Source organism: Ktedonospora formicarum (assembly GCF_016587355.1).
Lineage (GTDB): Bacteria > Chloroflexota > Ktedonobacteria > Ktedonobacterales > Ktedonobacteraceae > Ktedonobacter > Ktedonobacter formicarum.
This window is the reverse complement of sequence record NZ_BNJF01000004.1, coordinates 523,022-537,442: the sequence shown is the minus strand read 5'-3', so window position 1 is coordinate 537,442 and position 14,421 is coordinate 523,022. Positions and strand designations below refer to the sequence as shown.

Below are 14,421 nucleotides of genomic sequence, written 5' to 3'. Positions count from 1 at the left end.
CAGCTCTCACGGAATCTCCTACGTTTTTTCCCGTTTGTACGGGTTGTATGCCAAGTCTGAGAGATTCAATCCGTCGTAATCTCCGCGATGAATCTTCTGATGGCATGTCTTACAGACAGGGATTTGTTTCCGGTTCAGCATCTGTAGGATCGCATTGACTCCTACAGGTTTCTTGCCTCCTGTTTTGCGAATATGGCGGACATGATGCATTTCTACTTGTTGGACACTGTTGCAAATACAGCAGGGCATTCCTAGTTTTGAGCGGGTTCGCATGGTAATGCTCCATTGGAGACGGTCCACTTCCTCCTGCCCGATCTGGAAGCCATTGCGTTGCTTTTTCCAGTCGCTGTTCGCATAGAAGGCAACGCGTCGGTCTTTCTTTCCATCTTTTGCCTTGATCATGATGGTTGGGGTTTTGCCGAAACGTTTGAAGATTTGACCGACCGGGCGTTTGTATTTGGCTGCGAACGTCATCACAAGTGAGAATTTGAGGATATATTGGATCTGGGCGAGATGCCCAAAATTGTCCGCGAACCGGTAGTAGTTCTGTATCCCCCGATTGATGCCATTAAAAAGAGGAATGATTTGATCTGCGTCGAGGTCTATCCATGCGAGCTTCGTTGTTGGGTGCCCTGTAGTTGTACAGAACCCTTTGGCGTGGAGTTTCTTGACCAGTTCATTTCGTGGAGCTGTCATAACGATTTCTGAGCCAGTGGATCGACGTTGAATCGGTCTGCCTGAGCCATTGTTGGTCGTCACGACGCGTTGGACTCCTTCTCTGCCAATGGCTAATCGCGTTCCTAAAAAGTGGGCCTGTTCTTTGCGGGCATGGGTGATCTGGGTCTTCTCTTCGCTCAAGGTGAGCTTGAGACGTTGACTCAGGAAGGTTTTCAATTCTTCCTTCACTTGTTCCGCAAGTGTACGAGGGCCACAGATTCCGACCAGCCAATCATCCGCGTATCTCAGGTATTTGATGCGAATGAAGTTGGGATCGTTCACTTCTACCGCAGGGATACTTCTAATTTGACGTACCAATGCTCTAAATTCTTTGGTGCGCGTTACTCCTTTCTTAGCTAAGCGTAGTTTTTGTGCTGACAATTTTCTCCAAAGCGGATTGGGGTGTTTTCTTGCCCCGCCTCGTTCCGTGCGTTTGCGTATCTCTTCCATTTTCTCGTCGAGTTCATGGAGATAGACGTTTGCCAAGATTGGGCTGGCTAATCCGCCCTGTGGGGTTCCTGCCAGGCTGTCGTGTCTCGCTTCTTGCAAGTCCAGGTATCCTGCTCGAAGGAGTTTCCAGATGAGATTAAGGAAGCGTTCATCTTGAATCTTCTTCCGAAGGAGGCTCACTAAAACCTCATGGTCGATGGCGTCGAAACACGCCTGAATATCTCCCTCCAAAAACCAGTTGAGAGCAGGCCATTTCCCTCGAATTTCTCGCAGGGCTGTATGGCAACTGCGGCCTGGGCGGAAGCCATGACTGGTTTCATGGAAGTAGGGGCCATGTGGGCTATCATAAAGACATTCAAGAATGGTACGGATCACTTCTTGCACAATTTTGTCGCGTGTTGAAGGAATCCCCAATTTCCTCATTTTCCCATTTGATTTGGGGATGTAAACGGTTCGGACGGGTTTAAACTGGAATTGTTCCGTTCGCATCTCCTCGATGATCTGTTGGATCATATTCATGGATATTCCGTCAATGGTCTTTCCATCAGATCCTGGGGTCATATTTCCTGGGGCCGATTTGATCCTTTCGTAGGCAACGATGTACAAATCTTCTTTGTACAGTAATCGATAAAGGTCATCATTTACCCAGTTCCTGTCTGTATTCAGGTGTCGTAGGCGCTCAAGTCTGTGTAAGGTCTTTTGTGACTTCTCCAAGTCAACCTCCTCAAATTCAAGCAGATTCCCTAGAGTCCTTCCTTCTCAAAAAAAAAAAAAACTTTTGATGAGAGAGTACTACGACTCCTCCGTGACCCTGGCCCTCACGGGCTGTAGGCCATCCCCAAGTTGCTCTAGAAGTCTCGCTTCGTGCTTCAGGTGTCCCGTCCGTCGTTTCCCACTCCTTGTGGGCTGGTCTGGGTGGGAGTTTTGCAGGAAAATAGTAGCTTTTCCTACAACACCCAGCACAGGCGATCATACCGTATCCTGTGGGCTGCGCCTGGTCCACCACGACTAGGTTTCAAACAATGCGGTCTTCACCACGCACGACCTAGCTGACCGACATCTGGCTCGCGGTACTCGAACTTCATCGGCCTTACTCACATCATGCTCTTGTCCCCTCACGCCTTTCGGGTAAAGGTGTCTCTACTTTCTTGTGAGAGTAGATAAGATGCTGCTTTAATCACATTACTCCAGTGATACCTCTTCCGAGGCAGAGACTTCTATGCCACATGGGCGCAATACTATTACCACTCCGTCGCCCTGACCCTCTCGGATGGTAGGCGATCCCCAAGTTACACATCATCTTCGCTTCGTCCTTAGGCCCTCCGTACGTCGTTTCTCGTTCCCTACGAGCTGGCTCTGATGCAGGCTGTAACCACGCCGGGAAAGTTCATGGCTACCATCAGACATGGGCGATGACACCACTCCCACAGGACGCATGTATTCCGCCACGACTAGAGTTGAAGCAATCATGCCTTGACCATAGACGACCTCGCTGCCTATCTTCTGACCCTTGGTGTTAGGGTTTCAATAGACTTTTGACCCCATGCTACAGTCCCCCCCAAACCTTTCGGCGGGAAGTAAGGGGCTGCGTTACTTACTTCGCCTGAGTAAGGTCGCGCTCTCGCACGACAGAAGATCATGTGCCTCTTTGGGCGCACTTCCGTGACATGCTATTTTCCCCTTTGGGTTTCCCCGCCAGGTTGGTCAGGTGTCCTTAAGGTCTTTTTCCTCTCAACCTCATCCCTCTTAGAGGGAGATCTGATACACGCCGAAGCGGCGCACGTTGGCGGCGTTGGCATCTCGGTCTTGTACGCTTCCACATTCCAGGCAGACAAAGACTCGATCCGAAAGGGTGAGCGCCTCATTGACCCATCCACAACACGAACACGTTTTTGAAGAAGGCTCCCAGCGCGAGGCCAGCAGCACCTTCACCCCTGCCTGTTCGGCTTTGTAGAGGATCTGCCGCTTGAACTCGTACATACCCACATCAGCGATCGCTCGAGATAACCTGCGGTTCTTGAGCATGCCTGCAATGTTCAAATCCTCTAAGACGATCACACGCGGCCTCTGGGCATCGGGCTTGGTTCTCGCCACGATCTGAGCGGTCGCTTGGTGCAAGGCATCGTTGCGCACATTGGCAATCCGGGCATGCATTCGCGAGAGGCGTTGCTTGGCTTTCTGGCGATTGCGTGATCCTTTGGCTTTGCGGCTATGACGTCGCGAGACTCGCTTGAGTGCCGTGAGTTTCTTGCGCAGCGCCCTGGGGTTCTCGAACGTACGTCCATCAGAGAGGGTCGCCAGCCGCTTAATCCCCAGGTCAACTCCAATCACGTCGCCTGTGGCTGGCTGGGGGTCTTTCGCTTCCTCGTGCACACAGATGGAGACATACCATCTGCCTGCTTGCTCATGGATGGTGGCACTGCTAATCTTGCTGCCCAGAGGGAAATAACCATGCTCTTTGAGTCGGAGCACCCCCAAACGGGGCAACTGGATGGCATCAGGAGACACTCGAATGCTCCCGGTGAAGCGGGCACCACCGATGGCTTTCTTCCGGCTTTTGAAGCGGGGATAGCCACATGAGCCTTTCCAGGCGCCTTCTTTTTTGAGCCGGCACTTGCGAAAGAAGTGCTTGAAAGCGGCATCCAGGTCTCGCAATCCTTCTTGAAAGGCGCATTTGCTGACCGTATGCATCCAAGGGTGAGAGGGTTTGAGGGCATTGATCTCGCGATGCAGATCGATAGCGGTGGGCGTTTTCTGCCCAGCTTTGTAGGCCTCTTGTTTGCGGCGAAGACCAAAGTTGTACGCCCAGCGAGCGGCTCCAGCATGTTTACGGCAGAGCGTCTTTTGTGCATTATTGAGGTCAAGTTCTCCCCGATACCCACGGATCATCGGTTGCTCTTCCTCCATCTATCTCGAAAGTAGAACAAATATACCAGAAAAACATCGATTTGGCAAGGAGGGATATATGTCCTTTTTTGCCTACATCTGTCTAGAGAATGTAAAATCAACTATAGCCATTTGTGTTGCCGAATTGAGATACCCCGGGATATCAGCAAAGGCATACAGGAAGAATTTTTACTGTGTACCTTGAGCTTCCCTTGAGTACGGGGTGTGACTCACGTTTTTGCACGAGATGGTGAGAAGCTTTTCGATCTGGTACAACATGAGCAGGTCGCACTCACAGTCTTTGGACATGACAAACAGCAATGGCCAACGCTTAAAAAAGCACCTGCCTACTACGATGAACGATCCTCTGAGGCAGGAACTGTTACGCGCTTGCTATCGCCCGTGCTGGGGATAACATCTTTTGTGAACACCAAATGTTTGTTTTTTGCAGTAGCCAGAAAGAGAAGCAACAGCAGCAAAGAGTAAATCGCAGTGGTCCACCTGCTTCCTAGATATTGAAGCAGGTTGCCAGTGAGAAAGAAGCCAAATGAATAAGCTCCGAGTACCACCATGCGCATGAGACTCAGTACTCTACCTCTTATTCTATCTGGAATAACCTTTACTGAATAGGAGGATGTAGTCACATCATAGAGTGGATCTATGGCATAAAAGAGCATGGTAATTCCTGCCAGAAGAATATAATTGAGAGCGAATAGGTAGAAGCTGAAGGTCAGAAAACTCATCAATGAAACCATAAGAAGTGATTTTTTGAGTGATATATGACTCTGTATTTTTGCTGCGGCTAACGATCCTAAAATTCCTCCGCCAGCGCCGATAGCGAAGAGAAGGCCAGTCAATGAGGACGGCGTATGGTGTTCTTTGGCAAGGATAATGATGAGTAAATAGAGCCCAGCAGAAAGAATGGTTCTCCCTGCTGTAAGAATAGTTAAGAAGCGAAGGAGTGGCTGATGCCAAAGCCATACGAATGCCTCTTTGATTTCATGATGAATGGCTGTTCGGTCAGGCGAAGTTTCCGGGCCAAGAGATGTGGTGATAAAGAAAAGAGAAAAGGCATTGATGCCATAGGAAAGCGCATCAACAAAGAAAGCCAGAGCGCCTCCTGTCGCTTGATATAACCATCCTCCGCAAGGAGGGCCTACAAGTAAAGCGATATTGCTTGCTGCGCCAGATTGTGCAGCGGCCGCTGGAAATTGTTCTTTGGATACAACCCTTGGGAAAGCGGCAAATCTGCCCAGATTAGCAAAAACAAAGCATGATCCCTCAATAGCACTTATGATATAGAGCTGGGTGACAGAAAGAGTATGGAATGCGAGTGCAAGGGTTATACTGCCCATTGCTAAACCGCTGCCAAGATTTGCGAGAATCATCACGATTTTTCTGTTCCAGCGATCAATGAGTACTCCAGCAGGAATTGCCCAAAAAATATAGACAAAACCTCGTATAGCAGCAACCCCTCCAGCCTGTACGGAGGAGCCAGTTAAAGCCAGCACAACTAAAGGAAGTGCTATCCCTGAAACCTCTGTTCCCATCCAGGAGATAAGTTGCCCGCTCCACAGGAGCATGAAATTACGTTGTTTCCAAAGCGGTGTATTCATCCTAACAGGGCCCACCTTCTTTCCGGGCATCAAGAGTGCCTCTGTAGATTCTAATGCTCCCTTCTTTCTGAATGCAAGGGCTTTGGAAAAGAGACAAACTGCACTGTTGCTCATTCCGGTAGATCTCCTTGCGAGAATGAAGCACATGCATTCAGGGCAGCGGTTTTTTGAGTACGCTCATACCTTGCGATTTCGTTGCGTGTCTCGTATACTGGAAGCAAAAGAGGATTCGTTCCTCTGCAAAAGGAGTGCCGGGAAGCCTGGTCGGCAATCGGTGCTCCTTTTGCATGCTTGCGCTTGGATGCGTCGATGTTGAGGTGGAAGGGGAGGAGAAGAGAGAAGGAGAGATAGAGGAAAGGGAAAGCGCATGCTTCACAAATCAGCTTTGAAGTATCCCAAAACGAGCCGACTTCCAGATATCTTGATTCGTCCATTTCAGGAGTTTACCCATGCCACGATGTCAAGTGGTGTGCTGCTGCTCTTGTGCACCATCATCGCCTTGCTCTGGGCAAATGGGCCCTTCTCTCACAGCTATCATACTCTGTGGGAACACCGCTTCATAGTTGGTTTCTCCAGCTTGCAACTAAATTATCCTTTGCACGTCTGGATCAATGATGGCTTCATGGCATTCTTTTTCTTGCTCGTGGGACTCGAAATCAAACGTGAAATGCTCGTGGGAGAATTGTCACAGATTCGCCAGGCCGTCTTGCCTCTCATTGCCGCTCTTGGAGGTGCCATCTTCCCAGCCCTCCTCTACACGATCTTTACCTGGGGAACCCCAGCTTCATCTGGGTGGGGAATCCCCATGGCAACAGATATCGCTTTTGCACTTGGAGTATTGGCCCTGCTTGGGAAACACATCCCACTTGCGCTCAAGGTTTTCCTGACAGCGTTAGCCATTGTTGATGATCTGCTTGCGGTGCTGACTATTGCCCTCTTTTATTCTCATGGCATCTCCTGGCCTGCATTCTTCCTTGGAAGCCTGCTACTTCTGGTATTGCTGCTTTGTAATCTGGTTGGGATTCGCCGTCGTTTGATCTACTTCCTGCTGGGCTTTCTGCTCTGGTTGGCAATCTTTGCCTCTGGACTTCATGCGGCCATTACTGGTATCCTGGTGGCATGGATGATTCCCGTGCGCTCCCGTCTGAATGCCTCCACATTTATACAGCAAAGCCAGGAGATGCTTGCAACCTTTGCCCGAGGACGTGCTCTCGGTCTTGGCCTTGTTATGGATGAGCGTCAACAAGCAGCCATTCGTGCCTTGGAAGTGCATACGGAAGCCATTCAGGCCCCACTCCAACGGATCGAACACGCACTGCACATTCCCGTCAGATTTGCCATTCTCCCCCTCTTTGTTCTGGCCAATGCGGGAGTCACGTTGACGCTCGCATCCCTTTCTCACGTCTTCATTCACCCTGTGTGTCTGGGGATTCTCATTGGGCTGCTCGTCGGGAAGCAACTGGGTATTCTGCTCTTTTCTTGGAGCGTGATCAAGCTAAAGTGGGCGCAATTGCCCACAGGTATTACATGGAAGCACATCTATGGTATAGGATGGCTGGGTGGTATCGGGTTTACTATGTCTCTATTTATTGCGGATCTGGCATTTGGGGACACACAAAGTGCGTTTTTGGAACAAGCCAAGGTTGCCATCTTACTTGCCCTGCTTCTCTCCAGCGTTGGAGGCTTTCTCCTGTTACGTCTCAGCGGAACTCCACAGGAGCCCGCTGCTCACACCATCGATCACGACATTTGCGAGCAGTAACAGTAGAAGCTTGCCATTCTGTATCTCTTGCGCTTATTGTGAGTGTGCAGCAGCAAGTTCGTTCACAAAGCCGAAAGGTGGAACCGTACATGGGAAGGATGTGTCTGTGGTTGTTTGCATCTCTATGATCCCCTGAAAGCCGACGTCTTCCTGGGAATCTGAATGTTTTTCATCTCTTCTTTATTCTAATTTATTCTAAAAGACCTATTCTTATTATGCTGTACAAGCGGGAAATGTAAATATCATTTTTCCATCCCTCTCGAATGAAAGGACAACACGATGAATATCCCCTCACTGGAGGGCTACCTGGTACTGTTTCTGGCGATTGCCTTATTGACGATTGCGATCACACGACGGATTGCCGTTCCCTATACGCTCGGTTTAGTTATTATCGGATTGGGCTTGAGTGTGTTTGGTCTTCTCCCAAATGTTCATCTGACCCCACCGCTAGTGTTATTTGTCTTTTTACCTGCCTTGCTCTTTGAAGGAGCCTGGTCTATACGCTGGCATCTCGTCCGAGCCCATTGGCGCACAATCTTTTTCCTGGCTGGACCTGGGCTTCTCCTCTCACTTGGTGTCATCGCAAGCATTTTGCATATCCTCGATGGGCTCGATTGGGGAACCGCCTTCTTACTCGCGGCTATTCTCTCACCCACTGATCCGGTTGCTGTCCTCAGCCTCTTTCGTCAGCTCCACGTAGATGAACGGCTTTCAACCATTATTGAGGGGGAGAGCTTGTTTAATGATGGGGTGGCCGGCTCGCTCTACCAAACCTTTCTTGCAGTCGTCCTGCTCACAATGCAAGGACATTCCTCTGGAGGGCTTCAAGCCTGGGGTGAGGGCGTATTGACCTTTCTGATTGAGGCTGGAGGGGCGGTCGCACTTGGTCTTCTCGTGGGTTGGCTTATGAGCCGCATTGTCAAACGAATTGATGAACCGCTCATGGAAGTGACGCTCACCATCATTACGGCCTATGGCGTCTATCTCGTAGCGGACCAATTGCATCTCTCTGCCATTATGGCGGTGATTGTGGCGGCCCTGGTGCTAGGTAACTATGGACGCCGGGTGGGTTTGTCTGAGAACTCTCGGGTTGCTGTGGACCAGTTCTGGAGTGTACTGGCATTTATTGCGAATGCATTAATCTTTCTTCTGGTAGGGGTACAACTCAATCCACTGGCACTTCCTCTGGTTCCAGGAGAGGAGATGACGACGCTGCTGGTGGCTGTCTTTGCGGTGAGTGTTGTGCTGGTCGCACGGCTAGCGTTGGTGCTGGTGGTGGCTGCTCGTTCGATGCTCACGCTCTCACCCAGGGTCAGGGCGATGGGGCCGAAACAGCACGTGCCTCGCTCATGGCAGTTAGTGATCTTCTGGAGTGGTCTGCGTGGAGCTCTTTCTCTGGCTCTGGTTCTGGCCCTGCCCACAGAGATTCCCCATCGCTCTATCTTAGTGGTCTCGACCTATGCAGTGGTCTTCTTTACCTTGCTCATACAAGGGATTACCTTACGCTGGCTCCTCAAACACATCCCTTCGCTACAGACACCTCTTCCAAGTGCAGAAGCATCGGAAGAACAGGTGGCAGAAACATCTGTATAGCAATATAAACACATAGAAAACGGCGGCACATATTGCCGCTGTTGACCACTGTACAGTACTGAACGTCTTTTCTAGGAGTATTGAATCTATGACTGCCACTATAGTGTCCAGCGGATCCAATGGCCCGGCTGGCAGAGTTCTTGAGTGATGTGACGATCTCTGCGGAAGTACGCATGTGATATGTGTACTTCCTGCCAGAGGCATCAGTCGCAAACATTCTACATCCCAGTAAAAATATGGACCGAACGATGCTTGCTCATATGCTTTCTCTGAAGGAGAAAGCAGTCGCAATGTGTGTTCAATGGCAATCCTGAAAAGATGAGCCGTCCAAATATAAGAGGCAGATGTTGTAGCATACTATGCAGTTTTTTGCACCTCGCTGCATCAGCGAAACATTACCTCCAGCCTCCATCGCCCCCTGCTCATATCAAAAATATTAAGCAAATCTTGAGATGTGCATCCGCTCTCTTGAGTCAGCTTTGAGCACATCCGCAGTAATATGTAAGAGTGAAGCTGTGAAGAGTGAGCTGTCGCGAGAAACATACGGAAAGATACTCATCGAGATGCTGCAAACACACATGTTGTCGGTAAAGGGCGATACAGTTTTGCGGAATCTGGTCGCACGCAACCTGATGCCCTATGAGTCTCACATACAATGTGCCTGTACGACTGAAGGGGCGCTCCCTCTCGTGCGTAAGCTTTCGTTTCCCCTTATTCTGCTCGATATCAATCATTCCGAACTCACTGGACAGAATACCCTGCATGTGGCTCAACTGGAGCACTTGAAGGCACCGTTCAAAGATGATGCGGATACATTGGTTGAAAAGCTTCCAATGGTGAATTTCTTCGCAATGCGGAGGAGTTCTCGACATCTGGAGTCGTTTCATTCCCTGGACTCTCTCCCTAAGCTGTTTCCAATGGATGTACGTGTGCGTTTGGCTGCCAAAGCAACTCAGAGGCAGGCGAGTGGCGCACTTCCTTCGGTATCGTCAGGAGATGAAAGAGAGGATCACAATGCCCGATATCGCGATTGATCTCATCATTGTCGTCGCAACTGTCGCCATTTTTCTGCTCTGTATCGGCTTTACGCTTCGAATGCTGAGAAGCTGTTACGAAATGAAAGCGAAAGGTGAGAAAAGATGAGAACAAGAAAATCTGGTAAATAAGCCTCCGCCAACATATCTGACAAGTGCTTATGGAATGGTCCTCAGCCCACAAATTATACGACAATGCCCCACCTGCCTAAATAGTGTCATCCTTCTCATTGTGAGCATTTCGCTCTCTCCAACTGACGTTCTTCGTCGCCACGGTTTTATGATTTTCCTCAATGCTCCAGCTTCCTCATCCTCTGACACGTTATAGGCGCACATCTCTCTGTATGCGTACTGGCGCGATATGATAAACTGGATAAGGACGAAGCATAAGATGCATTACGCTGAATGTATTTGCGAGAGAAGACAGATGGAAGAACCAGAGCAGTTTTTTGCCCGCATGGCGTCGACAGACGAGAAAAAAGACAAAGAAGGTCATGGAAACTCTCGAGACGATTTTGATCTGGCAGCATCGCCAGGGGAAGAGCGACATGGCAGCCGCCTGGGAGATATGCGCTACGTTATCATTCGCCCTGAGCACCCTGTTCTGCGGCGCGCTGGACATGGGACCTTAGAAGCGACTGAGGCGGCAGAGATCCCGGAAGGGAGACTTACAAAAGCTGCTTACTGGCTCAAACGTGGTTTGATTGGCGTCCCTCTTGTCAGCGCGAAAGCGGAACATGAACGTCTAAGCAAGTTCAAAGCCTTGCCTCTGCTCTCGTCAGACGCGATCTCCTCGGTGGCGTTCGCGACTGAGGCCATCCTTATCAATCTGGTGGCTGCTGGCTCTGCCCATCTGGGCCTGACCTTACCGATCAGTATCGTCATTGTGCTCCTGCTCTGCATTGTCACTATCTCCTATCGCCAGACCATCCCAGCCTACCCAAATGGAGGCGGGTCGTATACAGTGGCGCGTGAGAATTTAGGGAAACTTCCAGGCCTGGTTGCGGCGGCTGCCCTGCTCATTGACTATGTCCTCAATGTTGCCGTGTGTATTTCGGCTGGCGTGCAAAATATGGTCTCGCTTTTTCCCCAGTTTCATAGCTATATTGTTCCGCTTGATATTGCACTGGTTATTCTTATCACCCTGCTGAATCTACGAGGGGTACGCGAATCTGGTTCCATCTTCGCTTTCCCAACCTATTTTTTTGTTGTGAATGCCATTCTCTTGATCGGTGTCGGCCTCATCAAAGCATATGTCTTTCGGCATCAGCCAATCATTGGAACCTTTGCACCTGTGCAGACACTCGAACCATTGACGTTCCTTCTGGTACTACGAGCCTTCGCCACAGGATGTTCCGCGATGACTGGCGTAGAAGCTATCTCGAATGGAATCCCTCTCTTTAAAAAGCCGGAGACACGCAATGCAGCCACGACCCTCACCTGGATGGCTCTCATTCTTGGGGCACTCTTCCTGGGTATTACGCTGCTTGCCATGACCTATGCAGTTCAGGCAAGTCCAACAGGCAACCCAACCGTCGTAGCGCAAATTGCCCAGCAGGTCTATGGCGATACCGGGCCATTTATTGTGCTCTATCCGGTCTTTCAACTTGCAGTGCTTGGTATTCTGGCGCTCTCTGCTGAGACCAGTTACGCGGACTTTCCACGCCTCGCTTCCTTGCTCGCACACGATGGATTTCTTCCCAGGCAATTCTCGTTTCGGGGCGACCGCCTTGCTTTCTCAGTTGGTATTGTCGCGCTCGCCATCCTGGCGAGCCTCCTCCTGCTTCTGTTCCAGGGCAGCACAGATAAACTGATCAATCTTTTCGCCGTCGGAGTCTTTATCGCATTCACGCTCTCGCAAGCAGGCATGGTCAGGCATTGGTGGCTCCTGCGCGCCACCCAGAAACGTTGGCGCAGAGGTCTCATCATCAATAGCGTTGGTGCCATGACCACCGCGCTGGTTGCCCTTATCATAGCGGCAATGAAATTCATGGAAGGGGCCTGGGTCGTGATCATGCTTCTTCCACTACTGGTTGGCATGTTCCTGGGTATAGCCCATCATTATCGAGTCTTTGAACAAGAACGCGTAACGGATGTGCCAATACACCCGCAGCAGATCAAACATCGTGTTATTCTTCCCGTGGACAGACTTGATCAAGTGACGATGCAAGCCCTGGCCTATGGGCGCTCTATCACGCCACATGTAACCGCAGTCCATGTGGTCATGGATGCCGAGCGCGCGCAGAAGATACGTCAGACGTGGATAAAATGGCAACAGCACTTCGGCGAGGATGAAGATACGCATCTGCTCTTCATTGAATCACCGTATCGTTCACTCCTGCGTCCCTTGCTTGCCTACATTGACACCATTCGCCAACGCCATCCAGACGAAACAATTTCAGTTATTCTCCCGGAGTTTCTCGTGGAGCACTGGTGGGAGTATTTTCTTCACAACCAAACCGTATTACGCCTTAAAGCCAAACTCCTCTTCCGACCAGGCATTGTGGTCATCAATTTGCCACAGCATATGGGCAGGTCGCAGCGCCATGTGAGACCGCTTGCTTGGTAATATAACAGAACGCTGAGGGGGGTGCGTTTCTCGTCGCAGACTGACTGACAGGACTCATTCCGAATTTTAGAGAAACGAGAGACGAGATGACACAAATGAGCAACACTTGTCACCTTGTTGAGAAACTTGTTCCAACACCTCCTTGCCTTCGGCTCCCTTTGGTTTCTGATCTGCTCCCTCATGGTACTAGATCACGTTCAGTATGATCATCACAAGACACCAGAACAGGATTGCCGACATGAACAGGGTAGAAACCCACGCTTTTCCGGGCATTTCTTTGATCGCATACGACATCATTTTGATGGGCGTGAGTGGTGGGGCTGGCTGCTTTTCCAACGGCTGATTGAAGGCATGGAAGTAGAGCTGAAGCGCTGTCAGACCTACCAGAAAACCGGTCGTGAAGTTGAGGTATTCTATCCCTGAGCTGGCTAAAAGTCCGAGTAAGATCAGACAGAACAGGTAGAGCATGCCATCTGTGAGTCTGGATACGTCGGCTTTCCCCTCTTTCTTCGCGTACATGGCCTCTGCCATCTTCATCCGCCTCTCCTTCTTCACAATGAAGTGCAACAGGGGCTTGATGAAGCCCTGAAGAGCATAGAGCGCCAGCAAAATCTTGAGGATAAGTAATGCCATAATGTGCTCCTTTCTCATGGACATCAAGTAAGACATGTTTACGTGGACACTGGTCCATTCCTGATATGATCCTCTTGCTTTTCTGCTACCATGTCTCGTCACACCGCGCCATTTTGCGCTTCAAGCTGCCACTGCTTGATGAGTTTCGGATCAACCAATTGCAAGGAACCAGGTGGAACCTCAAGTGCCCGCAGAAGCGTCTGAGTATATGCATCAAGTGTTCGTTCGAGCCTCTGCACCATTTCTTTCCCTGGCCTTCCTCCGAGCAAGACCTCCGCCAGAGCATCACCCAGATCCAGCATCAAGGACACGACCACTTCGCCTATCTCAAGGGGCTCCTCTGTCCGAAAGATGCCCTGCTGGCATCCTTCTCGAATGATCGCTGCCAAGAGGGGGGTGAGGTGCTTGCGTCTTTCTCGACGCAGATGACTGCGGACGAGAGCGTTCTCATCGCTGTACCACCCGCGAGTTACCGCCAGCAGAACAGAGAGGCGCTCCTGTTTCCAGGAAGCCAGTGCGTCAAAGAAGCGCTGAAGCTTTTCGAGGGCAGGAAGGGCTGGGTTCTGCGAAAGAGGCAACAGGTGTCGGTCCAGTTCCTGTCCCATACGCTCTAGCAGCGCAGAGAAGGCTGCCTGTTTGGAGTCGAAGTAGTGATAGAACGCCCCTTTGGAAATCTGGAGATCCTCAACGATATCCAGGATGGTCATCTGCTCATAACCGCGACTCAACAGGAGTCTGCTGGTAGCGTCGAGAATAGCGTTGCGTCGCTGGATATACTCTTGTTCGTTGACGGTACGTACCATCCTTCTTACCTTTCAAAAACCGACCGAAGGTTTTTCTTTATGAAGATACTCTACTTGATGGAGAATGAGTTGTCAATCTTTCGGGAAATTGGAACATGACGCACATGATGTTGAGAGGGGACAGAGTTCTAAGGCGAAAACATGATTGAGTAGAGCGCCCATCTGAGAAGTCTATGGTGAGGCCACTCAATGCCATGAGAAAACAGAGCGGCTGCAAATTGCGTTTGAGTATCAGCAAGACGCTGGCGAATGTAGTGCAGACAAGATAGAGGCGGAACCGCAAATGAATCAGAAGTCCCTTTTCGTCATTGGTAAATGCGAGCGTCTGTACAGCGATATTGGGAATAGGTGTGAAGAG

At 50.3% G+C, this 14,421-nt stretch carries 9 protein-coding genes; 4 read left to right on the top strand and 5 right to left on the bottom strand.

Translation table 11 applies throughout. The features are described from left to right. Positions 1-18: 18 nt before the first annotated feature. From K3T82_RS34010 to K3T82_RS34000, 3 genes are all read right to left on the bottom strand, one after another. Positions 19-1,881, bottom strand: a complete 1,863-nt coding sequence (locus K3T82_RS34010; protein WP_236031734.1) for a reverse transcriptase/maturase family protein — start codon at positions 1,879-1,881, stop codon at positions 19-21. Positions 1,882-2,913: 1,032 nt separating this feature from the next. After that, positions 2,914-4,056 carry an RNA-guided endonuclease InsQ/TnpB family protein gene (locus tag K3T82_RS34005; RefSeq protein WP_220197955.1) on the bottom strand — a complete coding sequence of 381 codons (1,143 nt, stop codon included), beginning with the start codon at positions 4,054-4,056 and terminating at the stop codon, positions 2,914-2,916. A gap of 347 nt (positions 4,057-4,403) precedes the next feature. Beyond that, positions 4,404-5,783 (bottom strand): MFS transporter, encoded by a 1,380-nt coding sequence (locus K3T82_RS34000; RefSeq protein ID WP_220197954.1) that lies wholly within the window; start codon positions 5,781-5,783, stop codon positions 4,404-4,406. Between the two features lie 253 nt (positions 5,784-6,036). Between K3T82_RS34000 and nhaA the strand changes: the two genes are divergently transcribed. From nhaA to K3T82_RS33980, 4 genes are all read left to right on the top strand, one after another. Continuing rightward, the gene (nhaA, locus tag K3T82_RS33995; RefSeq protein WP_220197953.1) at positions 6,037-7,431 is read left to right on the top strand and encodes a Na+/H+ antiporter NhaA; all 1,395 of its coding nucleotides are present in this window, start codon (positions 6,037-6,039) and stop codon (positions 7,429-7,431) included. Positions 7,432-7,710: 279 nt separating this feature from the next. Beyond that, positions 7,711-9,024, top strand: a complete 1,314-nt coding sequence (locus K3T82_RS33990) for a cation:proton antiporter (protein WP_220197952.1) — start codon at positions 7,711-7,713, stop codon at positions 9,022-9,024. Positions 9,025-9,587: 563 nt separating this feature from the next. After that, a complete protein-coding gene (locus tag K3T82_RS33985) occupies positions 9,588-10,058 on the top strand; it encodes a hypothetical protein (protein ID WP_220196481.1) in 471 nt (156 codons plus the stop codon). Between the two features lie 427 nt (positions 10,059-10,485). Beyond that, positions 10,486-12,627 carry an APC family permease gene (locus K3T82_RS33980; RefSeq protein ID WP_236031733.1) on the top strand — a complete coding sequence of 714 codons (2,142 nt, stop codon included), beginning with the start codon at positions 10,486-10,488 and terminating at the stop codon, positions 12,625-12,627. Positions 12,628-12,813: 186 nt separating this feature from the next. Here the strand turns inward: K3T82_RS33980 and K3T82_RS33975 are convergent, their stop codons facing one another. Continuing rightward, positions 12,814-13,260 carry a hypothetical protein gene (locus K3T82_RS33975; RefSeq protein WP_220197951.1) on the bottom strand — a complete coding sequence of 149 codons (447 nt, stop codon included), beginning with the start codon at positions 13,258-13,260 and terminating at the stop codon, positions 12,814-12,816. A gap of 98 nt (positions 13,261-13,358) precedes the next feature. Continuing rightward, complete coding sequence (locus tag K3T82_RS33970; protein WP_220197950.1) at positions 13,359-14,063, bottom strand: TetR/AcrR family transcriptional regulator; 705 nt, start codon at positions 14,061-14,063, stop codon at positions 13,359-13,361. Positions 14,064-14,421: the final 358 nt, after the last annotated feature.

Bases quoted from the DNA above. Each gene is read 5' to 3' on its own strand.
- K3T82_RS34005 (WP_220197955.1), bottom strand. From the start codon at position 4,056: ATGATCCGTGGGTATCGGGGAGAACTTGACCTCAATAATGCACAAAAG.
- K3T82_RS34000 (WP_220197954.1), bottom strand. From the start codon at position 5,783: ATGAGCAACAGTGCAGTTTGTCTCTTTTCCAAAGCCCTTGCATTCAGA.
- nhaA (WP_220197953.1), top strand. From the start codon at position 6,037: ATGCTTCACAAATCAGCTTTGAAGTATCCCAAAACGAGCCGACTTCCA.
- K3T82_RS33990 (WP_220197952.1), top strand. From the start codon at position 7,711: ATGAATATCCCCTCACTGGAGGGCTACCTGGTACTGTTTCTGGCGATT.
- K3T82_RS33985 (WP_220196481.1), top strand. From the start codon at position 9,588: ATGCTGCAAACACACATGTTGTCGGTAAAGGGCGATACAGTTTTGCGG.
- K3T82_RS33980 (WP_236031733.1), top strand. From the start codon at position 10,486: ATGGAAGAACCAGAGCAGTTTTTTGCCCGCATGGCGTCGACAGACGAG.
- K3T82_RS33975 (WP_220197951.1), bottom strand. From the start codon at position 13,260: ATGGCATTACTTATCCTCAAGATTTTGCTGGCGCTCTATGCTCTTCAG.
- K3T82_RS33970 (WP_220197950.1), bottom strand. From the start codon at position 14,063: ATGGTACGTACCGTCAACGAACAAGAGTATATCCAGCGACGCAACGCT.